At 71.3% G+C, this 22553-nt stretch carries 22 protein-coding genes and 1 pseudogene; 19 read left to right on the forward strand and 4 right to left on the reverse strand.

Annotated elements, in window-relative coordinates; all coding sequences use genetic code 11:
* The first annotated feature begins 132 nt into the window (after window positions 1-132).
* The 7 genes and pseudogenes from ACE7GA_RS20555 (at window position 133) to guaA (ending at window position 7613) form a co-directional block, all read left to right on the forward strand.
* Window positions 133-1056 carry a Ppx/GppA phosphatase family protein gene (locus ACE7GA_RS20555; RefSeq protein WP_376090813.1) on the forward strand — a complete coding sequence of 308 codons (924 nt, stop codon included), beginning with the start codon at window positions 133-135 and terminating at the stop codon, window positions 1054-1056.
* 4 nt (window positions 1057-1060) lie between these two features.
* Entirely contained in the window at window positions 1061-1774 is a 714-nt protein-coding gene (locus ACE7GA_RS20560; RefSeq protein WP_376090816.1) for an RlmE family RNA methyltransferase, read from the forward strand.
* 104 nt (window positions 1775-1878) lie between these two features.
* The gene (gene guaB / locus ACE7GA_RS20565) at window positions 1879-3375 is read left to right on the forward strand and encodes an IMP dehydrogenase (RefSeq protein ID WP_376090818.1); all 1497 of its coding nucleotides are present in this window, start codon (window positions 1879-1881) and stop codon (window positions 3373-3375) included.
* Window positions 3376-3430: 55 nt separating this feature from the next.
* Window positions 3431-4111: a haloacid dehalogenase type II gene (locus ACE7GA_RS20570; protein ID WP_376090821.1), complete on the forward strand. Its 681-nt coding sequence runs from the start codon at window positions 3431-3433 to the stop codon at window positions 4109-4111.
* Between the two features lie 10 nt (window positions 4112-4121).
* Window positions 4122-5452, forward strand: a pseudogene (locus ACE7GA_RS20575) (RsmB/NOP family class I SAM-dependent RNA methyltransferase).
* Entirely contained in the window at window positions 5449-5997 is a 549-nt protein-coding gene (locus tag ACE7GA_RS20580; RefSeq protein WP_376090825.1) for a GNAT family N-acetyltransferase, read from the forward strand. The pseudogene ACE7GA_RS20575 and the gene ACE7GA_RS20580 overlap by 4 nt, the downstream one beginning before the upstream one ends.
* Window positions 5998-6041: 44 nt before the next feature.
* Window positions 6042-7613, forward strand: coding sequence for a glutamine-hydrolyzing GMP synthase (gene guaA, locus ACE7GA_RS20585; protein ID WP_376090828.1), 1572 nt, complete (start codon window positions 6042-6044; stop codon window positions 7611-7613).
* A 7-nt stretch (window positions 7614-7620) separates the two neighbouring features.
* Here guaA and ACE7GA_RS20590 read toward each other — a convergent pair whose 3' ends face one another.
* Window positions 7621-8199: a YdeI family protein gene (locus ACE7GA_RS20590; RefSeq protein WP_376090831.1), complete on the reverse strand. Its 579-nt coding sequence runs from the start codon at window positions 8197-8199 to the stop codon at window positions 7621-7623.
* Window positions 8196-8951 (reverse strand): class I SAM-dependent methyltransferase, encoded by a 756-nt coding sequence (locus tag ACE7GA_RS20595; protein WP_376090834.1) that lies wholly within the window; start codon window positions 8949-8951, stop codon window positions 8196-8198. The genes ACE7GA_RS20590 and ACE7GA_RS20595 overlap by 4 nt, the downstream gene beginning before the upstream one ends.
* A gap of 81 nt (window positions 8952-9032) precedes the next feature.
* Here ACE7GA_RS20595 and ACE7GA_RS20600 point away from each other — a divergent pair, with 81 nt between their 5' ends.
* From ACE7GA_RS20600 to ACE7GA_RS20650, 11 genes are all read left to right on the forward strand, one after another.
* Complete coding sequence (locus ACE7GA_RS20600; protein WP_376090837.1) at window positions 9033-9611, forward strand: PadR family transcriptional regulator; 579 nt, start codon at window positions 9033-9035, stop codon at window positions 9609-9611.
* Between the two features lie 92 nt (window positions 9612-9703).
* Window positions 9704-10063 carry a glycine zipper 2TM domain-containing protein gene (locus tag ACE7GA_RS20605; protein ID WP_376090840.1) on the forward strand — a complete coding sequence of 120 codons (360 nt, stop codon included), beginning with the start codon at window positions 9704-9706 and terminating at the stop codon, window positions 10061-10063.
* Between the two features lie 112 nt (window positions 10064-10175).
* The gene (locus tag ACE7GA_RS20610) at window positions 10176-10895 is read left to right on the forward strand and encodes a DUF2461 domain-containing protein (protein ID WP_376090842.1); all 720 of its coding nucleotides are present in this window, start codon (window positions 10176-10178) and stop codon (window positions 10893-10895) included.
* Window positions 10896-11012: 117 nt separating this feature from the next.
* Window positions 11013-11558, forward strand: coding sequence for a hypothetical protein (locus ACE7GA_RS20615; protein ID WP_376090845.1), 546 nt, complete (start codon window positions 11013-11015; stop codon window positions 11556-11558).
* Window positions 11559-11644: 86 nt separating this feature from the next.
* The gene (locus ACE7GA_RS20620) at window positions 11645-12349 is read left to right on the forward strand and encodes a glutathione S-transferase N-terminal domain-containing protein (protein WP_376090848.1); all 705 of its coding nucleotides are present in this window, start codon (window positions 11645-11647) and stop codon (window positions 12347-12349) included.
* 82 nt (window positions 12350-12431) lie between these two features.
* Window positions 12432-14363, forward strand: a complete 1932-nt coding sequence (locus ACE7GA_RS20625) for a lysozyme inhibitor LprI family protein (protein ID WP_376090851.1) — start codon at window positions 12432-12434, stop codon at window positions 14361-14363.
* A 177-nt stretch (window positions 14364-14540) separates the two neighbouring features.
* A complete protein-coding gene (locus ACE7GA_RS20630; RefSeq protein ID WP_376090854.1) occupies window positions 14541-15566 on the forward strand; it encodes an amino acid ABC transporter substrate-binding protein in 1026 nt (341 codons plus the stop codon).
* 118 nt (window positions 15567-15684) lie between these two features.
* Window positions 15685-16695, forward strand: coding sequence for an amino acid ABC transporter substrate-binding protein (locus ACE7GA_RS20635; protein ID WP_376090857.1), 1011 nt, complete (start codon window positions 15685-15687; stop codon window positions 16693-16695).
* A gap of 323 nt (window positions 16696-17018) precedes the next feature.
* Window positions 17019-18875 (forward strand): ribonucleoside-diphosphate reductase subunit alpha, encoded by a 1857-nt coding sequence (locus tag ACE7GA_RS20640; RefSeq protein ID WP_376100419.1) that lies wholly within the window; start codon window positions 17019-17021, stop codon window positions 18873-18875.
* 47 nt (window positions 18876-18922) lie between these two features.
* Complete coding sequence (locus ACE7GA_RS20645; protein ID WP_376090860.1) at window positions 18923-19978, forward strand: ribonucleotide-diphosphate reductase subunit beta; 1056 nt, start codon at window positions 18923-18925, stop codon at window positions 19976-19978.
* A 112-nt stretch (window positions 19979-20090) separates the two neighbouring features.
* On the forward strand, window positions 20091-20384 hold the full coding sequence (locus tag ACE7GA_RS20650) for a hypothetical protein (RefSeq protein WP_376090863.1): 294 nt from the start codon (window positions 20091-20093) through the stop codon (window positions 20382-20384).
* 58 nt (window positions 20385-20442) lie between these two features.
* Here the strand turns inward: ACE7GA_RS20650 and ACE7GA_RS20655 are convergent, their stop codons facing one another.
* Together ACE7GA_RS20655 and ACE7GA_RS20660 are read right to left on the reverse strand one after the other, a co-directional pair.
* On the reverse strand, window positions 20443-21225 hold the full coding sequence (locus ACE7GA_RS20655) for a tRNA1(Val) (adenine(37)-N6)-methyltransferase (RefSeq protein ID WP_376090866.1): 783 nt from the start codon (window positions 21223-21225) through the stop codon (window positions 20443-20445).
* Window positions 21213-21419: a DUF2007 domain-containing protein gene (locus ACE7GA_RS20660; RefSeq protein ID WP_376100422.1), complete on the reverse strand. Its 207-nt coding sequence runs from the start codon at window positions 21417-21419 to the stop codon at window positions 21213-21215. The genes ACE7GA_RS20655 and ACE7GA_RS20660 overlap by 13 nt, the downstream gene beginning before the upstream one ends.
* A gap of 89 nt (window positions 21420-21508) precedes the next feature.
* On the opposite strand from ACE7GA_RS20660, the gene ACE7GA_RS20665 reads away from it, so the two are divergent.
* Window positions 21509-22534: a polyprenyl synthetase family protein gene (locus ACE7GA_RS20665; protein WP_376090869.1), complete on the forward strand. Its 1026-nt coding sequence runs from the start codon at window positions 21509-21511 to the stop codon at window positions 22532-22534.
* Window positions 22535-22553: the final 19 nt, after the last annotated feature.

Consider the following 22553-nt stretch of genomic DNA (forward strand, 5'->3'; position numbering starts at 1 on the left):
TCGGACTGTCATGCTGGACCAACCCGCCCCGCCGGGGGCAGTCGGCGCAGGCCACGGCCACCCCCGCGGCACCAGGCCGGGGGTGGCCCTCCGGTCTTCGCCGCGCTCGACCTCGGCACGAACAACTGCCGGATGCTGATGGCGAGCCCGGGAGGGCCGGCGGGCTTCCGCGTGCTCGACTCGTTCTCCCGCATCGTCCGGCTCGGCGAGGGCCTCAGCAGCACCGGCGCCCTCTCGGACGCCGCCATGGACCGGGCCGAGGCGGCGCTGGAAGCCTGCGGCCAACGCCTGGCCCGCCGCCCCGTCCACGGGATCCACGCCGTCGCCACGGAAGCCTGCCGCCGCGCCACGAACGGCGCGGGCTTCATCCGCCGCGCGGAAAAGGCCCTCGGCGTCCCCATCCGTGTGATCCACCCGCGGGAAGAGGCGGAGCTCGCGATGGAGTCCTGCTCCCCGCTCCTCCGCCCGGAAGACCGCCGGGCCCTCCTCTTCGACATCGGCGGCGGCAGCACGGAGATCGCGTGGGTGCGCGCGGACGGCCCGGCCCCCGAACTCATCGGCACGATCTCCGTCCCCTTCGGCGTCGTGACGCTGCTGGAACGGGAAGGCTCCGCCTGCTTCGAAGAGGAGGGCTTCCTCCGCGTCGTGCGCGAGGTCGCGGATCGTCTGGAGGGCTTCGATTCCGTCCACCGCATCCGGCAGGAGATTCGCGCCGGCGGCGTCCGGGTCATGGGCACCTCGGGCACCGTGACGACGCTCGCCGGCATCGCCCTGAACCTCTCGCGCTACACCCGCAGCGCCGTGGACGGCTACGAACTCTCGATGGAGGAGGCCGACAGCGCCCTCTCCAGCCTGCGCGCCATGGGTCGGGCTGGCCTCGCGGCGCACCCCTGCATCGGGCCAGAACGGGTGGACTTCGTCCTGCCAGGCTGCGCCGTCTACGCCGCGATCCGGGAGATCTGGCCCTCCGCCGCCATCACCGTCTGCGACCGCGGCCTGCGGGAGGGCATCCTCCTCCGCATGATGCGCAACACGCGCCGCCGCGCCCGGGCCTGACGCCGTGCCGGAAGAAGGGAAGGGCGGCCGCGGCCTGACGCAGCGCCTGCGCACCGCGAAGGGACGCACCACCGCCTCCCAGAAATGGCTCCAGCGCCAACTGAACGACCCCTACGTCCGTCGCGCGAAGGAAGCCGGCCTCCGCTCCCGCGCCGCCTTCAAGATCATCGAACTGGACGAACGTTTTTCCCTGTTCCGCCCGGCCCAGCGGATCGTGGACCTCGGCGCGGCGCCCGGCGGCTGGACGCAGGTGGCGGTGTCCCGCGCCGGCGACCGCGGGGTGGTCGTCGCCCTTGACCTGCTGCCGATGGACCCCGTCGCCGGCGCTGCCGTCCTGCTTGGCGACTTCAACGACAAATCGGCCGAATGCGCGGTGCTGGACGCCCTCGCCGGGCCCGCCGACCTCGTGCTCTCCGACATGGCCCCGAACACGACGGGCCACGTCGCCACCGACCACCTGCGGATCATCGCCCTGGTCGAACTCGCGGCGGACTTCGCGGCGAAGGTTCTTTCGCCGGGCGGCGCCTTCGTCGCGAAGGTTTTCCAGGGCGGGACGGAACGCGACCTGCTGGCCCGCCTGAAGCGCGACTTCGCGACGGTGCGCCACGCCAAGCCCCCTGCCAGCCGCAAGGACAGCGCGGAATCCTACGTCGTCGCCCAGGGCTTTCGCGGCGAAGGCGTCCGCGCCGCGGAGGCCGGCGTCGCTCAGCCCCGCTGAAACGTCATGCGGGGAGGCTTGCCGCAGGGCGGGGGAGGGGCGTAGGGGGAACCGCCAAGGCTGGTGTCCCCGTTGGGCCGCCCCTTCCGAAGGCCCCCTCCGCCATGGCACCCGACATCTCCCCCCCGCGCGTCACGTCCCGCTTCGAGGAGGCCTATGCCTTCGACGACGTGCTGCTGGTGCCCGGCTACTCGAAGGTCCTGCCGGCACAGACCGACACCCGCACCAAGGTCACGCGGGAAATCGCCCTCAACATCCCCCTGATCTCCGCCGCCATGGACACCGTGACGGAAGCGCCCATGGCCATCGCGATGGCACAGGCCGGCGGCATCGGTGTCGTCCACAAGAACCTGACGATCGAGGAACAGGCCGCCCAGGTCCGTCGCGTCAAGAAGTTCGAGAGCGGGATGGTCGTGAACCCCGTCACGATCTTCCCCGAGCAGACGCTGGCCGACGTCCGCGCCCTCCAGGACCAGCACCGCATCAGCGGCATCCCCGTCGTGGAGCCGGAAACCGGCCGCCTCGTCGGCATCGTCACCTCCCGCGACGTCCGCTTCGCGACCGACCCGAGCCAGCGCGTCTACGAACTCATGACGCGCGAGAACCTTGTCACCGTCCCGACCGACGTGACGCCCGAACGCGCCCGCTCGCTCCTCCACAAGCACCGGATCGAGAAGCTCCTCGTCACGGATGAGCGGGGGCGCTGCGTCGGCCTCATCACCGTGAAGGACATGGACAAGGCGCAGGCCAACCCGAACGCGGTGAAGGACGCGCTGGGGCGCCTCCGCGTCGCCGCCGCCGTCGGCACCGGGGAGGACGGCATCCGCCGCGCCGAAGCCCTCGTCGCGGCGGAGGTGGACATCATCGTCGTGGACACGGCCCACGGCCACTCCGCCGGCGTCCTCGCTGCCGTCGAGCGGGTGAAGCGCCTCTCCAACTCCGTCCAGATCATCGCCGGCAACATCGCGACGCCCGAGGCGGTCGAGGCCCTGATCGAGGCCGGCGCCGATTCGGTGAAGATCGGCATCGGCCCCGGCTCCATCTGCACGACACGCATCGTCGCCGGCGTCGGAGTGCCGCAGCTCACCGCCGTGATGGAATGCGCCGCCGCCGCGCGCGAAGCCGGCGTGCCCGCCATCGCCGACGGCGGAATCCGTACCTCCGGCGACATCGCCAAGGCGGTCGCCGCCGGCGCGGACTGCGTGATGATGGGCAGCCTCTTCGCCGGCACGGACGAGGCGCCGGGCGAGGTCTTCCTGTACCAGGGCCGCTCCTACAAATCCTATCGCGGCATGGGCTCCCTCGGCGCCATGGCGCGGGGATCGGCCGACCGGTACTTCCAGGCCGAAGTCCAGGACACGATGAAGTTCGTGCCCGAGGGCGTGGAGGGCCGCATCGGCTACAAGGGCCCCGTCGCCAGCGTCATCCACCAGCTCGTCGGCGGTCTCCGCAGCGCCATGGGCTATACCGGCAACGGCACGATCGCCGACATGCAGGCGAACTGCCGCTTCCGCCGCATCACCGGCGCTGGCCTGCGCGAGAGTCACGTCCACGACGTCGCCATCACGCGCGAAGCGCCGAACTACCGTCAGGAGGGGTGACGCCGGCCCCGCACCGTCCCAACATCCCCGGGATGAACGGACGATCACCCCGAGCGTGAGCCGCGCCACCCGACCCCGCGCCGCGGTCTTCGACGCCTACGGCACACTCCTCGACATCCATTCCGCCGTCGCCCGCCACGCCGCGCGCGTCGGTGACAAGGCGGCCGCCGTGTCCGCCCTCTGGCGCGCGAAGCAACTGGAAGCGACCTGGGTCCTTTCCGCAACCGGCGCCTACGAAGGCTTCGATGCGATCACCGACCGCGCCCTCGGCTTCGCCCTCGCGACCCACGGCATCGCAGACGACACGCTCCGCGCCGACCTGCTGCGCGCCTATCGTTCCCTGGACGCCCTGCCCGACGCCGCGGCAGCCCTGGCGCGCCTGCGCGATGCCGGCCTCGCGACGGCCATCCTCTCGAATGGACAACCGGACGCCCTGGCCGCGGCGACGCGAGCGGCCGGCATCGCCCCGCTGCTGGGCGGCATCCTCTCCGTCCACCCGCTGCGCCGCTACAAGCCGCACCCCGCGGTCTATGCTCTCGTCACCGAACGCTTCGCCTGCCAGCCGGACGAGGTCGCCTTCGCCTCCTCGAACGACTGGGACGCCCACGGCGCCGCGCGGTTCGGCTTCCGTGTCTTCTGGATCAACCGCGCCCGCCAGCCCGTGACCTACTGGCTGGACGAGATGGCAACGATCCTGCCCGACCTCGCCGCACTGCCGGACGCAATCCTGGGATGACGCCTGCCTCATGACGCCGCAGGGCCGCCTCTCCGCCGCGATCGCCCTCCTCGCCGAGTTCGAGGCAGCACCCCGCCGCCCCGCCGACGGCATCGCGAACGACTTCTTCCGTGCCCGCCGCTACGTCGGCTCCGGTGACCGCCGGGCCGTCTCCGAACGCGCCTGGGCCGTCATCCGGGACCGCCTCCGCCTCGACTGGCACCTCGGCCGCGCCGGCGCCAAGCCCACGCCCCGCCTCCTTGCCGCCGCCCACCTCCTCCTCGCGGAGGGCGGGCCCCTCCCGGGCCTCGACGCCCTCTTGTCCGGCGAGCGCTACGCCGAGTCGCGCCTCACCCCCGACGAACGCCGTATCCTCACCATCCTCGAAGGCCGCCCCCTCCGCGACCCCGAGATGGACGAGGCCACGCTCCTCAACCTCCCGCCCTGGGTCCTTCCCGGCCTCCGCGCCCGCTTCGGCGACGATCTCCCGGCCGCTGCCGCCGGCTTCGAGGGGGCCGCCCCCTGGACCTCCGCGTCAACCTCCTCCGCGCAACCCGCCAGGCCGCCGGCGCCTCGCTCGCCGGCGAAGGCCTGCTCGCCGAGCCCACGCCCTATTCTCCGTGGGGCCTGCGCATCCCCGACCGCCGCCCCGTCCTCGCCACCCACGCCTTCCGCGAAGGCCTGGTCGAAATCCAGGACGAGGGCAGCCAGCTCATCGCGCTCCTCGCCGACGCGCGCCCCGGCGACCGCGTCGCCGACTACTGCGCCGGCGCCGCCGGCAAGACCCTCGCGATGGCCGCCACCATGGCCAACCGCGGCCGCATCGCCGCCCTCGACGTGTCGGCCCCGCGCATCGAAGGCGCGATCAAGCGACTGCGTCGCGCCGGCGTGGACAATGCGGAGACGCACCTGCTCACCGCCGGCGACCGCTGGGTGAAGCGCCGGGAGGCGACCTTCGACCGGGTCCTCGTGGACGCGCCCTGCACAGGGACCGGGACGTGGCGCCGCAACCCCGATGCGCGACTCCGCACCACCGCGACCGACCTCGCGGAACTCATCACGAAGCAGCGTGAAATCTTGGACAGGGCCGCGATTCTCGTGCGCCCCAGGGGGAAACTCCTCTACGCTACCTGCTCGGTGCTCCCTGAGGAGAACGAGGCGCAGGTGAACGCCTTCCTCGCACGCCATCCTGACTTCGCCCCCGTGCCGCTTGCGCAGGCCTGGGAGGAAGCGGGCGGCCCGGGCTCACCCCCGCCGGACATGTGCACCGAAGGCCCGTTCATGGCCCTCTCGCCCCACCGCCACGGCACCGACGGCTTCTTCGCCGCCGTGCTCCGCAGGTCGCAAGGCGACGCAGCATGATCCAGATCCGGCGCGCACGACCGGACGACGCCGCCGCGATGGGCGCGGTCCACGTCGCCTCCTGGCGCGACACTTATGCCGGCATCCTGCCCGACGCCTACCTCACGACCCTCAGCGCCGCCCGCATCGCGGCGGCCTATCGCCGCAGCATGATCGAGCGCGCCCGCGGCGACGCGTCCTTCGTCGCCTGCCTTCCCGCCGGCGGGGAGGTCGTGGGCTTCGGCACCACGGGACGCGCGCGCCGCCCCGGCATGGGCGAGGGGGAGATCGAGACGCTCTACCTCCTCCCCGATTGGCGGGACCAGGGGATCGGCCGCCGCCTGATGCGCGCGGCCGCGGCGCATCTTGGCGCGGTCGGCTTCCACTCCGTCTTCCTCTGGGTCCTCTCCGCCAACAATGCGGGATGGTTCTACCGCCGCCTCGGCGGCCGGCTGGTAGCGCGCGAGACCATCCGCGTGGCCGGCCAGGCCGTCGAGCAATCGGCCGTCATCTGGGACCCGGTGGCCCTCCTCCTCGAGGCCACTGCCCAGCCCCGTGCCACCTGACCTGCCAGGGTTGAACCACCGGCGGTTCTGTGGTGAGGGCCGCCATGGCCGACACGACTCCCGAACCGAACCACCAGCGTATCCTCATCCTGGATTTCGGCAGCCAGGTGACGCAGTTGATCGCCCGCCGACTGCGCGAGGACGGCGTGTATTGCGAGATCTGGCCCTACACCGCCACGGCTGACCGGATCCGCGCCTTCGACCCCGTTGGCATCATCTTCTCCGGCGGCCCCGCCTCCGTGACGGAAGACGCCACGCCGCGCGCCCCGGCCGAGGTCTTCGGCATGGGCCTCCCGATCATGGGCATCTGCTACGGCCAGCAGACCCTCGCAGCCCAACTCGGCGGCACCGTCGAGACGGGTGACCACCGGGAGTTCGGCCGCGCCTTCGTGGACGTGACCGGCGAATGCGCCATCACCCAGGGCGTCTGGGCCCCCGGCGCGCGCGAACAGGTCTGGATGTCCCACGGCGACCGCATCACGCGCCTGCCGCCGGGGTTCCGCGTCGTCGCGTCTTCGGAAGGCGCCCCGTTTGCCGTGATCGCCAACGACGACCGCCGCTACTACGGCACGATGTTCCATCCGGAGGTGGTGCACACCCCGCACGGCGCGCAACTGCTGCGCAACTTCACCCGCCTGGTCTGCGGCGCACGCGGCGACTGGACCATGGGCACCTTCCGGGCCGAGGAGATCGCCCGCATCCGCGCGAAGGTGGGGCAGGGGAGGGTGGTCTGCGGCCTCTCCGGCGGCGTGGACTCCTCCGTCGCCGCGGTCCTGCTGCACGAGGCCATTGGCGACCAGCTCACCTGCATCTTCGTGGACCACGGCCTGCTGCGCGGCGGCGAGGCGGAGCAGGTCGTCACCACCTTCCGCGACCGCTTCAACATCAAGCTGATCCACCGCGACGCGAGCGACCTCTTCCTCGGCGCCCTCGCTGGCGTCACCGACCCGGAGGTCAAGCGCAAGACCATCGGCCGCCTCTTCATCGAGGTGTTCGAGGAGGAGCAGGCCAAGATCGGAGGCGCCGACTTCCTGGCGCAGGGCACCCTCTACCCCGACGTCATCGAGAGCGTCTCTGCCACCGGCGGCCCGAGCGTCACGATCAAGTCTCACCACAACGTCGGCGGCTTGCCCGAGGGCATGCGGATGCAACTGGTGGAACCCTTGCGCGAGCTCTTCAAGGACGAGGTGCGCGTGCTGGGCCGCGAACTCGGCCTGCCCGACGCCATCGTGGGACGCCACCCCTTCCCGGGCCCCGGCCTCGCCATCCGCATCCCCGGCGAGGTCACGCGGGAGAAGGTCGCCATCCTCCAGAAGGCCGACGCCGTTTTCCTGGAGGAGATCCGGAACGCGGGCCTCTACGACGCGATCTGGCAGGCCTTCGCGGTGCTGCTTCCTGTCCGCACCGTCGGCGTGATGGGCGACGGCCGCACCTACGATCAGGCCTGCGCGTTGCGCGCCGTGACATCCACCGACGGCATGACGGCCGACGTCTATCCGTTCGAGATGTCCTTCCTGGCCCGCGTCGCGAACCGCATCGTCAACGAAGTTCGGGGGATCAACCGCGTGACCTACGACGTGACGAGCAAGCCGCCCGGCACGATCGAGTGGGAGTAGGGCGCCGCTACATCTGCGGCACCTTCCTTCCCTCGGCCGACAGCTCCACCGTCCGCGCGACCCGCGCCGCCCGCGTCTCCGCCCGCTTCGCCGCCGCGATCCAGCGCAGCACGTTGCGCCGGTAGGACGGCGCCGCCGCGTCGAACCACACCTCCGCCTGCGGCACCGCGCGAAGCACCGCGCGGAGGTCGTCCGGCACCGAGAGCAGATCGACCTCGGCGTAGGCATCCCATAACCCGAGGCGCTTGGACCGCTCGATGGCCGCCCGCCCCGGCGCCTGCATGCGCCCCTCCGCCTCAAGCCGCGCCGCGCGGTCCTTGTAGGTCTGTGCCCAGGCCTGCTGCCGGCGCGGGCTGATGAGTTGCATCGTTCGGCGCTCGTCCAGCTTGCGTGCCAGCCCATCCACCCAGCCGAAGCACAGCAACTCGTCCAGCACCGCCAGCCGGTCCACGAACTTGGCCGGCACCGTCTTCCGGTAGCGAACGAGCCAGACGCTCTCCTCCTGCCCGTGATGCGCCGCGAGCCAGGCCCGCAACTCCTCCAGGCTCGCGACCTCGACCTGCTCGAAGCGCTCCGTCGGGATCACGCCGGCTTCTCCGCCTCTACGACGGACATCAGGCTAAGCGCCGTGCCGTAAGCCGTCTCATGGCGCCGGACCACCAGCCCTGCCGCCGCGAAGTCGCGGGCGTATCCGCTCGTCCCGCGGTAGTCCGCGATCACCGCGCGCCCGCCCGGCCGCAGCACGCGCGCGATTTCGCGGCACGCCCTGCTCCGATCCTCCGCCGGCTCGATGTTGTGCAGGCAGAGCACGGACAACACGACGTCCACGCCCGCATCCGGCAAGTCCATCTCCCGCGCATCCCCCGTGACCACGCTGATCCGGTCGGACACGCCCTCGATCTCCGCGTTGCCCTGCAGCCCATCCGGGCCGTTGCCCGAGAGATCCTCCGCCCGCCAGGCGTCCAGCGCGATCACCCGCCCCCGCGGCACGCGCTTCGCCGCGCCGACGGCCATGAGCCCGCGCCCCGCCCCGACGTCCAACACCACCTCGTCGCCGCGCCACGGCACGCGCGCGAGCAGCGCGTCGCGCAGCCGCCGCTTCCCCGCCACGGCGTAGGCCGCCATCCCCAGCCCGAGGCCAAGGGGCACCAGCGCTGCCGACCCGACCACCGCGCCTGCCGCCGCGAAACCTCCGCTGCCCCCGGCCAGCGCCGCCACCCCCGCGGCAACCCCGACCGCGCCACCGCCGGCCAGGCCGAGCATCACCGCCGGCGCATCCACGCCGTACCGGGCCGTCCTGGCCGCGGGTCGCACGCTGGACTCGACCGCCTCGCCCATTCCGCATTCCTCGGTGCCCGAACCGGACTAGTCCTATTCAGACTACTGGCGGGATAGTCCGATCCGGAATACCCGGCAAGGGTGCCACGCAGCGGAAAGACGCGCGGGCGTCGCCCGGGTGACGCGGCCGCCCTCACGACTGCCGACCTCGTCGTCCTCAGCCTCCTCGCCGAGCGCCCCATGCACGGCTACGACCTCCTCGCCGAGTACGGGCGGCAGGAGGTCGAGGACTGGGCCAGCGTCTCCAAAGCGCAGCTCTACTACGCCCTGACGAAACTCGCCGAAGCCGGCCTGATCGCCGGCCGGACGGAGCCCGGCGCCTCGCGCGAGCGCACGGTCTTCGCGCCGACCCCGGCGGGCCTCGCCGTCCTCGCCACCGCCCTCGCCGACCCGGCCTGGGCCCGCGCCCGCGTCGCGCAGCCCTTCACCACTTGGCTGGGCCTGTCCATGCATGCAGCACCCGACGCGGTGCGTCAGGTCCTCGCCGAACGTCGTGCCTTCCTGGACCGCGAGATCGCGAAGGAACGGGACAGCCTCGCCTTCATCCTCACCCTGCCCGGCGAGCGCGCGACGCGCGGTGCGGCCATCGTCCGCCTCGTCCTGCGCCAGCTGGAGGTCGAGCGGGAATGGGTGGCCGACCTGCAACGCGCCCCCGGCTGATGCCCGGCCCGGCTTCCCCCGCGACGGGACCGCCCGATACTCACGAAAACGCGCGCGGAACCGGCGCGCCGGACCCGAGAAGGATGACTGACGTGACCCGCTCCCTGATCCCGCTCGCCGCCGCCGCCCTCCTTGCTGTCGGCTGTGCGCAGAGCCCCTACGGCGGCCCCGCCCCAGGCACCAACACCGCCGTCGGCGCCGCGACCGGCGCCGTGGCCGGCGGCGTCCTCGGCAACGCCGTCGCGGGCCGTGGCAACCGCACGGCCGGCACGATCGGCGGGGCCGCCGTCGGTGGCATCGTCGGCGGCCTGATCGGTGCCTCGACCGAGCGTCCGGCCACCCCGCCGCCGGCCTACCCCGTCGCCCCGGCCTACGCGCCTGCCTACGCCCCGGCGCCGGCCTACTACGCCCCGCCCGCCGTCGGCACGCCGGTCTACGGCTACGGCAAGTAGCCCGGGCCGCCCCGCGGCGCTTATGCCGGGCGCCGAAGCACGGGCCGGCGCCGCGCCCTGACAATCCGCCCATGCGACCCCAAGCTGAAGCGCCGACCGGGACGTGAGGGCGATGCAGAATCTCCTGCCTGACGAGATGATGCCGAAGCCTTTCGAGGGCTTCGCGCCGGACGGCTTCGCTTTCCTGACGGAGCTCGCGGAACGCCAGGACCGCACCTGGTTCAACGACAACCGGCATCGCTACGAGGCCGCGCTCCGTGACCCGATGGCGGCCCTCCTCGCCGCTCTGTCGGACGATCTGGCGGCGCGAAAGATACCGCTCCGCGCCGACCCGAAGCGCTCCGTCTTCCGCATCCACCGCGACGTCCGATTTTCCCGCGACAAGTCGCCCTACAAGACGCATATCGGTGCGACGCTCACCCGCGATGGCTCGAAGATGGCGGACGGCCTGCTCTACTTGCACGTCGATCCCGCCGCGCCCTTCGCGGCCGCCGGCTTCTATCAGCCCGCCCCGCCGGAGCTCGACGCCATCCGGCAGGCGGTCGCCGGTGAGCCTGCCGCGTTCCGACGCATGCTGACGGCCCTGTCGAAGTCCGGCCTAGCCCTCTCCCCCGACGAAGACGCGGCCAAGCGCACGCCGCGCGGCTTCGAAACGGTGGAAGCGCCCGATCTGCTCGACGCGCTGCGCCGCAAATCCTTCATCGTCCGGCGCCCGCTGACGCGTGACGAACTGTCCCGTCCCGGCCTTGTCACCGCCATGACAGACTTCGCCGCGGCCGCGATGCCCCTGTTGCGCTTCGGCTGGAAGGCCCTCGACGGCTACGCCGGATGACGCGTCGGCATCGCGAACGCGACGCGGACGTGAAGCCCGCGACCGACGCGACATGGCCGCGCGTGCGCGCGAAGCACCCACCGTGCTCCGCTGCGGTCGCAACGAGAGGATTCGGTGATGGGCTGGTGGGAACAGAGGATCGACGGATGGGACATCTGCGTCGTCGCCCAGGTCGGCGGTGCCGCGGGGCTTGGGGGAGGCGCCTTCTTCCTCCAGTTCCGGAGTCCGAACATCCCGGTCAAGCCGATCTACGTGGCGGTGGCCGCCGGCGTCGGCGCCGGTGGCAGCATCGGCTCCGCCATATCCATCCCTTGGCGCTCCCTCGTCCGGCAGCTCATCAACCCGCGGGCCGTCGCGAATACCAATGACATCGGCTGGTCGAAGCTCGACGGGACCTTCTCCCCCTACAACCTGAACCACTGCAGTTTCACGATCGGCCAGGTCGGAGCGTCCGCGGCCATCGTCGGCGGCCAGTTCGTCCTCGTCTCCGCCTTCGAGCCGCACCTCTTCAGCCCCAACGTCCCGCTCTTCAGTTCCAACATCGCCTGGCCGAGATCGCTTCCTCAGGTCGGGTCCGCCATCCTCGACATCCCGCAGATCCAGGGTGGCTTAGGGGCCGGCGCCTTCGGCTTCACGGGATCGATGCAGTACATCGGCTGCTGACGCCGTCGCGCGGGGCGGTGCCGCGTTGCGCGGACGGCGCGGCACCCCCACCCTCCGGCACGCCAACCCGTGCCGGAGTTCACCCGATGCCCGATCTCTCCGCCTTCCCCATTACGCAGCGCTGGCCGGCGGAGCACCCGGATCGCCTCCAGATCTACTCCTTCCCCACCCCCAACGGCGTGAAGGTGTCCATCGCGCTGGAGGAGACCGGCCTCCCCTACGAGGCGCATACCGTGAAGATCGGCGCGAACGAGACCTGGACGCCGGAGTTCCTTTCGCTCAACCCCAACGGCAAGATTCCCGCGATCCTCGACCCTGACGGCCCGGGCGGGCAACCGTTCGCCCTCTTCGAATCCGGCGCCATCCTCCTGTACCTCGCGGAGAAGACGGGCCAGCTGATCCCGCGTGACCCGGCCCGCCGCATGGAGACGATCCAATGGGTCTTTTTCCAGATGGGCGGGCTCGGCCCGATCTTCGGCCAGCTCGGCTTCTTCCATAAGTTCGCGGGCCGCGAGATCGAGGACAAGCGTCCGCTCCACCGCTACCGCGACGAATCCAAGCGCCTCCTCGGGGTCCTGGAACAGCGCCTGGACGGCCGCACGTGGATCATGGGCGACGACTACACCATCGCGGACATCTCGATGCTGGGGTGGGTCCGCAACCTCGTCGGATTCTACGGCGCCGGAGACCTCGTGGACTACAGCAGCCTGAAGCACGTCCCCGCCTGGCTGGAACGCGGCCTCGCGCGCCCCGCCGTACAGCGCGGCCTGGACATCCCGCCCCGCGGCTGACGCGGCCGAGACCCACGCGACGAAACGGCGGGGGACAGGCCCCGCCCAGCGTGTCACGGTGCGGCGCGACGGAGATCATCTCTTGCGCCGCACCCTCGCGCTCCTCGCCCCGCTGCTGGCTGCCGCCCCGGCCGTCTCGCAGACGCCCAGCTTCGACTGCCGCGTCGCCGCGACGCCGGTCGAGCGCCTGACCTGCGCCACGACCCGCCTGGCCGAGCTCGACGTCGCGCTCGCCCAGGCCTACCGCGACCACCTCGCCGCCGCCCGCTCCCCCGGCGACCGGGAAGCCCGCACCGCCGAGCAGCGCCGCTGGCTCACCGGGCGTGCCGCGAACTGCCCCATGGTGGCGTCCCCCACGGACGCCGCGCGCAACGTCGCCGCCGCCTGCCTTCAGTCGCAGACCGAACACCGCATCGCCCGTCTCGCCCTGGATCGGCATCGCGCCCAATGGCCGGTGGTCCCCTTCGTCCCGCGTCTCGTCCGCGGCACCGGCCCGCTCTGCGAAGGCTTGGCACGCGACCTCGAGGCCTCCTTCCGCAGCCCCTTCGTCACGGTGAACCCGCTTGGCGAACGGGAGTTCGCCTTTTCCCCGCTCCCCCGCCTGGACGACGACACGGTCCTCGGCGCGTCCGTCGACCTCTACGGCAACGGCCGGCCCGCGACCCTGCTGCGGATCGAGGGTGAGCCCTCAGCGCACCGCCTCGGTACGGTCCAGTTTCGACTGCATCCCGCCAACCTGCTGGACCGCTTGGCCCGCGGCGCCCCGCCGCCCGACTTCGCAGCGGCGGGCCTCCCCCTGATCGACGAGGCATTCCGCGAACGCCTGACCCCGGGCCCGCGCGAAACGCTCCCCGCCGCGCTCCTCGACCCGCAGCGGACGACGATGGACGCGCCCCGCTTTCTCCGTGACGGGACCCGGATCCTCGTGCTGTCCGAGGCCGTCGGTCCCGCGGGCCAGCAGGGCGACCTCGGCGTCTACGCGCTGACCGGTCCGGCATCCCGCCCGCGCGAAATCTGTCTCTTCGTGACCGGCTCCCCCGAACTGACGACGGGCGGCGGTGCTCTCTACGAACGTCACGACGTCACCGCGGCCAGCCTGGCCGCGCTGCCGCTCCTACCGGACTGGACCTGCGGCAGCCGGGACGCCGATCGCTACACGCTGGCCGAACGCGCGGCGCTCCGCCCTTGGACCATTCGGCCCATCCCGGCTGGTCCCGATGAGGTCGGCACGGCTGCGCTCGACCCGTACCTTCGGGCCCGCGCCCTCTCGACTCTCGCCGCCCACCGGCAATACGCCGCGCACCGGGGCGCCCGGGCTGCCGCGATGCGCGAGGTCGCCGCCTACTACCGGACCCGCTTCGGCCGGTCGGAGGTGGAAGCCGCGGAGCTCGCCGCGCTTTATCTGGACCGCAGCACGGCCGACAACCTCGTCATCGAGGCCGACAGCCCCGGAGCAGCCCTTCTCGCCCCCGATTACATCCCGCGTCGCGCGATCCGGGCCGCCGCCTTATCCGGAGACCTCGCTGCGCTCCGCGCCGCTCTCGAGGCGGATCCGGACGCCGCACGGCGCGCGCCGGAGTTCGAGTGGGAGGATCCGCTGACCGCGCTCGCCGTCGCATCGCCGGACGCCCTGCGTGAACTGATCCGGGCCGGCGCCGACCCCGACGCGATCGGCGGCTCCGGCCGCCCCGCCCTCGTCGTCGCGGCGGGGACCGATGCCATCGAAGCCGCCGCCATCCTCCTTCAGGCCGGTGCCGACGTGAATGCGTCGACGCGCGCGCCCGTGACCCCGGACCCCGAGGGCGACGCCTGCCTGTCCGCTCCCGAAGCGCTCTCCGATGCAACGGCGGGCCGGACCGCCCTGTCCTTTGCCGCCGGGCAGGGCGACGCCGCCTTGGTCCGCCTCCTGCTGGACCATGGTGCCGACCCCTCCCGCATCGACGCGGAAGGAAAACGCCCTGCGGACCGCACTGCCGATCCCCTCCTCCGCGACCTGCTTCGTCCCCCCCGCTGACGCCCGCCGACCGCCCAGCCCGGCGGCACGTTGCCCCTTCCAACGGCACGCGCCTCCCGGGCGGCTGCACGATCCCGTGCTCTCGGGACTTGCGCCGGCGCGCGTCGCCCGCAAAATCCCTCGGTCGCCGCAACCCGCAACGAAGCGGGAGCGTGCCTACCGGGGGAGTTCTTCACCATGCGCCTTACAGCAGCCGCCGGCCTTCTCGCCGCGGCCATCGGGCTCGGCACGACGACCGCCGCCCTTGCACAGCCCGCCGCCGACACCGTCGCCACCATCCGCCAGCGCGGCAACCTGATCTGCGGCGTCGCGCCGTCCACCGTCGGCTTCTCGAACCCCGATTCCCGGGGCGAGTGGCGCGGCCTGGACGTGGACACCTGCCGTGCGGTCGCCGCCGCCATCCTCGGCGATGCGACGAAGGTGCGCTTTGTCCCCGCCTCGACCCAGCAGCGCTTCACGATGCTGCAGTCCGGCGAGATCGACATGCTCTCGCGCAGCACGACCTGGACGCTGGGTCGCGAGGCGTCCCTTGGCCTGGCGTTCGCCGGCGTCAACTTCTACGACGGCCAGGGCTTCATGGTGAGGCGCTCGTCCGGCGTCACCTCCGCGCGCCAGCTCGACGGCGCGACGGTCTGCGTCCAGCCCGGCACGACGACCGAGCTGAACATGGCCGATTTCTTCCGCACGAACAGCCTGCGCTACACCCCGATCGTCATCGACAACATCGAGGAGCTGCGGCAGGCCTTCATCTCCGGCCGCTGCGACGCCTACACGAACGACGCCTCCTCGCTCGCCTCCTTCGCGGCCTCCCAGGGCCCGAACATGAGCCAGTACCTCCTGCTGCCCGAGATCATCAGCAAGGAGCCGCTCGGCCCGGTGGTGCGCAAGGGCGACTGGCGCTTCTTCGACATCGTGCGGTGGTCGCTCTTCGCCCAGGTAACGGCGGAGGAGCTGGGCATCACGTCGCAGAACCTCGCCCAATTCCAGGACAGCAATAACCCGGACGTCCAGCGCTTCATGGGCCGCTCCGGCGACCTCGGCCGCCAGATGGGCATCAACAACGACTTCGCGGTGCAGATCGTCCGCCAGGTCGGCAACTTCGCCGAGATGTGGGACCGCAACATCACCCCGATCGGCATCCAGCGCGGCATCAACGCGCTGTGGAGCAAGGGCGGCCTCCAGTACGCCCCGCCCATGCGCTGACTTCCCGCGCATCGCCGGATCCAAGGCCGGGCCGCTCCGAAAAGGGCGGCCCGGCGCCGTTTCGGCCCCGTGCGATTCCCGCTATCCTGCAGGACGGGCAGGGCAGGGGAGTAAGGGCATGCGCGACTGGTTCATCGGCGCCGCACTGGCGATCGTGGCGGCGCTCCCGGCCGCGGCCCAGCCTGCGCCCGATACCCTCGCCGCCATCCGCGCGCGTGGCCACGTCCTCTGCGGCGTCACGCCGAACACCGTCGGCTTCGCGACACCCGATTCCCGGGGCGAATGGCGCGGCCTCGATGCGGACACCTGCCGCGCCGTCGCGGCGGCCGTCTTCGGGGACGGCACCCGCGTCCGCTTCGTCCCGACCACCGCGCAGAACCGCTTCACCGCCCTGCAGTCGGGGGAGGTGGACATGCTGTCGCGCGCGACGACCTGGACCCTGTCGCGGGAGGCGCAGCTCGGCCTCGCCTTCGCCGGGGTGAACTACTACGACGGCAACGGCTTCCTCGTGCACCGCCGCCTCGGGGTGGACAGCGCCCTCAAGCTCGATGGCGCGAGCGTCTGCCTCCAGCCCGGCTCCACGACGGAGCTGAATGTCGCCGACTACTTCCGGCGCCACAACATGCGGCTCAACCCCGTCCTGTTCGAGAACCTGGAGGAACTGCGGACCGCCTTCGCCGCGGGCCGCTGCGACGCCTATTCCTCCGACACCTCGACGCTGGCCGCCTTCCGCGTGGGCCAGGGCGCCGCGGGCGCCGACTACATCCTGCTGCCGGAGATCATCAGCAAGGAACCGCTCGGCCCCCTCGTCCGCAAGGGCGACTGGCGCTGGTTCGACATCGTCCGCTGGACCCACTTCGCCCTCATCACGGCTGAGGAACTGGGCATCACCCAGGCGAACGCCGCGACGTTCGAGTCGGCGAACCCCGACGTCGCCCGCTTCACCGGCCGCTCCGGCGACCTCGGCCGGCAGATGGGACTCGACAATGCCTGGGCCGTGAACGTCATCCGCGCCGTCGGTAATTTCGGCGAGATGTGGGAGCGCAGCGTCACCCCGACCGGCATGCCCCGCGGCGTTAACCGCCTGTGGTCCCAGGGCGGCCTCATGTACGCTCCACCGATGCGCTGAACCTTGCTTTCCGGCTGAGGCCCCGCCTGGGGCCACGGCTGTGGATGACGGGGATATCGGGGACGGAAGCGGCGTCACGGATTTGTTTAACCCCGATGACACGCCGATCCGTGCGACACGACTCGCGCTGAATACGCGAGTCGCCTGAACCGTCCGGGGGGACGGGCCGGGACTTGTGGTCGGCGCCGGGGCAACCACCATATCCGGTGTCCGTTCTGCCACAGCGCCGCAACATATGGTCCTTGGCCTTGAGCGGGGCGTTGTCGTCGAAGGCCCGGAGGCGCATGCTGCGTCCGGGGGATTTTCGGGGGTTTTCCAACGTCATGTTCGACGCAATTCAGTTGCCGGGTCAGGGTCAGGTCGTGGTGGATCGCTCGCGCGATGCCCTCCTCACCGCGTTCGGCAAAGCGACGCTGGACGACCGCTACCTGTTGCCGGGGGAGTCCTATCAAGACCTCTTCGCGCGCGTCGCTTCGGCTTATGGCGACGACCGGGAACACGCGCAGCGGATCTATGACTACATCTCCCGCCTCTGGTTCATGCCGGCGACGCCCGTGCTGTCGAACGCCGGCACGACTCGCGGCCTCCCCATCTCCTGCTTCCTGAACGAGGCCTCCGACAGCCTCGACGGCATCCTCGGCCTCTGGAACGAGAACGTGGCGCTCGCCTCCAAGGGCGGCGGCATCGGTTCCTACTGGGGCAACCTCCGCTCGATCGGCGAGAAGGTCGGGATGAATGGGAAGACCTCCGGCGTCATCCCCTTCATTCGGGTCATGGACAGCCTGACGCTCGCCATCTCCCAGGGCTCGCTGCGCCGCGGCTCCGCCGCCGTGTACCTCCCGATCTCGCACCCGGAGGTCGAGGAGTTCGTGGAGCTGCGCCGCCCCACCGGCGGCGACCCCAACCGCAAGGCGCTGAACCTCCACCACGGCCTCCTCGTCTCCGACGCCTTCATGCGCGCCGTCGAGAACGGGGAGGACTGGGCCCTCACCTCGCCCAAGGATGGCGCGGTCATCCGCAAGGTTTCGGCCCGCAACCTCTGGATCCGCATTCTCACCGCGCGGATCGAGACCGGCGAGCCCTACCTGATCTTCTCCGACCACGTGAACCGCGCGATGCCGGAGCACCACAAGCTCTCCGGCCTCGAGGTGAAGACCTCGAACCTCTGCTCGGAGATCACGCTCCCGACGGGCCGCGACCACCACGGCAAGGACCGCACCGCCGTCTGCTGCCTCTCCTCGATCAACTGCGAGACCTACATGCAGTGGAAGGACGAGCCGCGCTTCGTCCCCGACATCATGCGGTTCCTCGACAACGTCCTGCAGTCCTTCATCGACACCGCGCCCGACACGATGGCGAAGGCGAAGTACTCCGCGATGCGCGAGCGCTCGGTCGGCCTCGGCATCATGGGCTTCCACTCCTTCCTCCAGATGCTCAACGTGCCGTTCGAGAGCGTCGTCGCGAAGGTCTGGAACAAGAAGATATTCAAGCACATCCGGGAGGGTGCCGACGCGGCGTCCCGCGAGCTCGCGGCCGAGCGCGGCCCGTGCCCTGACGCCGCGGAATACGGCATCCAGGAGCGCTTCTCGAACAAGATCGCGATCGCGCCGACCGCCTCCATTTCCATCATCTGCGGCGGCGCCTCGCCGGGGATCGAGCCGATCGCGGCGAACGTCTACAACCACAAGACGCTCTCCGGCTCCTACATCGTCCGCAACCCCTACCTGCAGAAGGTTCTGGCGAAGCACGGCCGCGACGACGAGGACACCTGGACCTCCGTCACCGTCACGAAGGGCTCGGTCCAGCACCTCGACTTCCTGACGGAGCAGGAGAAGGCCGTCTTCAAGACGGCCTTCGAACTCGACCAGCGCTGGGTGATCGAGCACGCCGCGGACCGCACGCCCTATATCTGCCAGTCCCAGTCGCTGAACGTCTTCCTGCCCGCGAACGTCCACAAGCGCGACTTGCACCAGATCCACGTCATGGCGTGGAAGCGCGGCGTGAAGTCGCTCTACTACTGCCGCTCCCTCTCCATCCAGCGCGCTGACACCGTCAGCGAGAAGGTGGCGGAACAGCCGAAGCTCGGCCTCGCCGCGAACGACGTGGAAGTGGCGCCGCTGCCGCTGGTTGCCGCCGTGGCGGGCAGTAACAACTACGAGGAATGCCTCGCCTGCCAGTGATGGCAGGCCTGCGCGAACGACACGTCCCGATCTCCAGGACCGATCCCATGCCCGACGGCGCCATTGCCCGCGACGGAACCCCCGTCCACTTCGACCTCCTCACCGCCAACCCGGTGTACAAGCCCTTCCGCTACCCCTGGGCCTACGACGCCTGGCTGACCCAGCAGCGACTCCACTGGCTGCCGGAAGAAGTGCCGATGGCCGACGACGTGAAGGACTGGCAGAAGAACCTCACGCCCGGCGAGAAGAACCTCCTCACCCAGATCTTCCGCTTCTTCACCCAGGCGGACGTCGAGGTGAACAACTGCTACATGAAGCATTACAGCCAGGTCTTTAAGCCGACCGAAGTGCTGATGATGCTGAGCGCCTTCTCCAACATCGAGACGGTGCACGTCGCCGCCTACTCGCACCTCCTCGACACCATCGGCATGCCGGAGATCGAGTACACCGCCTTCCTCCGCTACAAGGAGATGAAGGACAAGTACGACTACATGCAGAACTTCAGCGTGGAGTCGAAGACCGAGATCGCGAAGACCCTCGCCGCCTTCGGCGCCTTCACCGAAGGCCTGCAGCTCTTCGCCTCCTTCGCCATCCTCATGAACTTCCCGCGGCACAACAAGATGAAGGGCATGGGCCAGATCGTCTCCTGGTCCGTCCGCGACGAGACGCTCCACTGCCTCTCCGTCATCCGCCTCTTCCGCACCTTCGTTCAGGAGAACCCGGAGATCTGGACGGAGGACTTCCGCCGCGACCTCTACGCCATCTGCAACACGATCGTGGAGCACGAGGACGCGTTCATCGACCTCGCCTTCGAGTTCGGTGCCGTCACCGGGCTGACCGCCGCGGACACGAAGCTCTACATCCGCTTCATCGCCGACCGCCGCCTGCAGCAGCTGGGCCTCGAGCCGATGTACCACATCGGCAAGAACCCGCTCCCGTGGCTCGACGAGATGCTCAACGCCGTGGAGCACACGAACTTCTTCGAGAACCGCGCGACCGAATACTCCCGCGCCTCGACGATCGGGACCTGGGAGGAAGCCTTCACCGACGTCGCCTTCAACGGCTCCCCGCAGCCGGTCGGCGTGATCGAATTACGACACTGACGCGACATACGCCGCGGTTCCACCCCGCGCGGCGTCGTGTCAGAACGATGCGGTCCCGGACCGGTGGGCCCGGGACCGGCGCGCCTTCGGCGCCGGATCGGGGGAGCATGCGATGTCAGAGGACGCGGCCGATCCGCAAGGCGAGCCCTTCGACCGCGCGGGCACCGCGTCCGGTGCGGCTGCGCCCCGGCACACGCGCCGCCTCTCCGACAAGGTCCTCATCGCCTTCCACCAGGCCTGCGACCAGGGCGACCACGAGGTTGCGGGCGAATTGCTGCGCGTCCTTGAACTCATGCTGACCCGTCGTCCCGTCAGCCCCGATGCTAACCGCCGCAAGAACCTGGAAGGCCTCGTCGCGGCGCACGAACGCCTCTGGATGCTCCGTCACCCCGACGAGAGACCCTGACGGCACCGTCCCCGGGCGACGGCGAGCCGGTCCGACGACCCCACAGACCGGACGCGCCTCAACCCGACTGCCGCGTCACCGCCTCCTCCAGCGCCGCGCCGCCCCGCAGCACCGCGTCAGCCTCCGCGGTCCAGCCGCCGCCCGCGTGCAGGACCAGCCCCGGCGACAGGGTGGTCGGGCCCCTGCCGCCGAGCCGCCCCCGAAGCACCACGCGCCGCGCCGCCACCCCGGCCCGCGGCCACAGCGGCCAGACCACCACGCCGCCGAAGCCGGACATCCGCAGGGCTGCCATGCCTGCATCCAGCAACGCCGCCGGCAGCACCATCGCCCCGGTCCCGCGCGGCCGCAGCGCCCGCGCCATCGCCCCTGCCCAGACATCGAGCCCGCCGCCGGCCGCGTGCGTCGCCCCCCGGCGTCGCTCCCCCGGCGGCTCGGTACCGCCGGGCCACCAGGGCGGATTGCACACCGCGTGATGCACCGGCGGCAGCGCCCCGGCCCCGATCTCCCCGGCCCCGACCTCCCATGCCATGACCTCCGTCCGCTCCGCCCAGCCGTTCAGCGCCGCATTCTCCCGCGCCAGCGCTGCCAGCGCCGGATCCCGCTCCACACCGACCGCCGCACTACCCGCCACCCGCGCGAGGACGCACAGGAACACGCCGCCCGGTCCGCAGCCTAGGTCCAGCACACGCTCGCCGGCCCGGGCCGGACAGGCCGCCGCCAGCATCACGGAATCCAGCCCCGCCCGAAGCCCCGCGCGCGGCTGCCGCAGCCGCACTCGCCCGCCGAGCAGCCCGTGCTCCTCCCCCGCGTCCTCGGGCGGGGGCGGGCCTAGCCCTCCCACTCCCCGGCCTGCCGCAGCACCGCCTCGGCGCGGGACGCCTCGTCCTCCGGCACGGCCAGCCGCTGCGGAAACGCCCCGATCCGCCCCTCGACCGCGCTGATATGCCCGTCCAGCAGAAGCGGCCGCAGCCCCGCATCCCGCAGCAACGCCTGGAGGAAGCCCAGCCGCACCGGATCGCCCTCCCGCAGCAGCACCCGGATCAAGCATCCCCCTTCTCGGGCCCGGCGGTTGTCGCCCGCCGCCGCCCGCGCATATGGTGCGCGCCCCTTAGGACAGGTCAATCGTGAGCGCACGCCCCGCGCCGGCCCCGACACTTCCACCGAACGACCCCGAACGCGCGCTCGCCGCGCTGACCGATCTCGTGCGCGACGACCTGGAAGCCTGCAACCGCCTGATCGTGGACCGGATGCAGAGCGAGGTCGCCCTCATCCCGCAACTGGCCGCGCACATCGTCGCCGCCGGCGGCAAGCGCCTGCGCCCGCTGCTGACGCTCGCCGCCGCCAGGCTGTGCGGCTATCGCGGAACCCGCCACGTCGCGCTCGCGGCGTGCGTGGAGTTCATCCACACCGCGACGCTGCTGCACGACGACGTCGTGGACGAATCCGCCCTCCGCCGCGGCGGCCCCTCCGCCAACGCCCTCTTCGGCAACAAGCCCTCCGTCCTCGTCGGCGACTTCCTCTTCGCCCGCGCCTTCCAGCTGATGGTCGCCGACGGTTCGCTCCGCGTGCTCGAGATCCTTTCCGCCGCCGCCGCCACGATCGCCGAGGGCGAGGTCCTGCAGCTCGTCACGCAGAACGACATCGCCACGACGGAGGACCAGTACCTCCGCGTCATCGAAGGCAAGACCGCCGCCCTCTTTGCCGCCGCGACCGAGGTCGGCGCCGTCGTCGCCGACCGTCCGGAGGCCGATGCCGTCGCCCTTCGCGACTACGGCATGGCACTCGGCATCGCCTTCCAGCTGGTGGACGACGCCCTCGACTACTCCGCCTCCGAGGCCGCGCTGGGCAAGACCGTCGGCGACGACTTCCGCGAGGGAAAGATCACGCTCCCCGTCCTCCTCGCCCATGCCCGAGGCGATGAGGCCGAGCGCGCCTTCTGGCGCCGCGTGCTGGAGGACAAGGAACAGTCCGACGACGACCTGCCCCGGGCCCAGGCCCTCATCCGCCGCCATCGCACCGTCGAGGACACCGTCGCCCGCGCGCGCCTCTACGGCGACCGCGCGCTGTCCGCGCTGGCCACCTTCCCACCCGGCCAGGCTCGCGACGCGCTGGAGGGCATCGTCGAGTTCTGCATCGCCCGCGCGCGCTGACGACGGCGTGCCTAGGCGG

This window comes from Roseomonas sp. CCTCC AB2023176 (assembly GCF_042259275.1).
Lineage (GTDB): Bacteria > Pseudomonadota > Alphaproteobacteria > Acetobacterales > Acetobacteraceae > Roseomonas.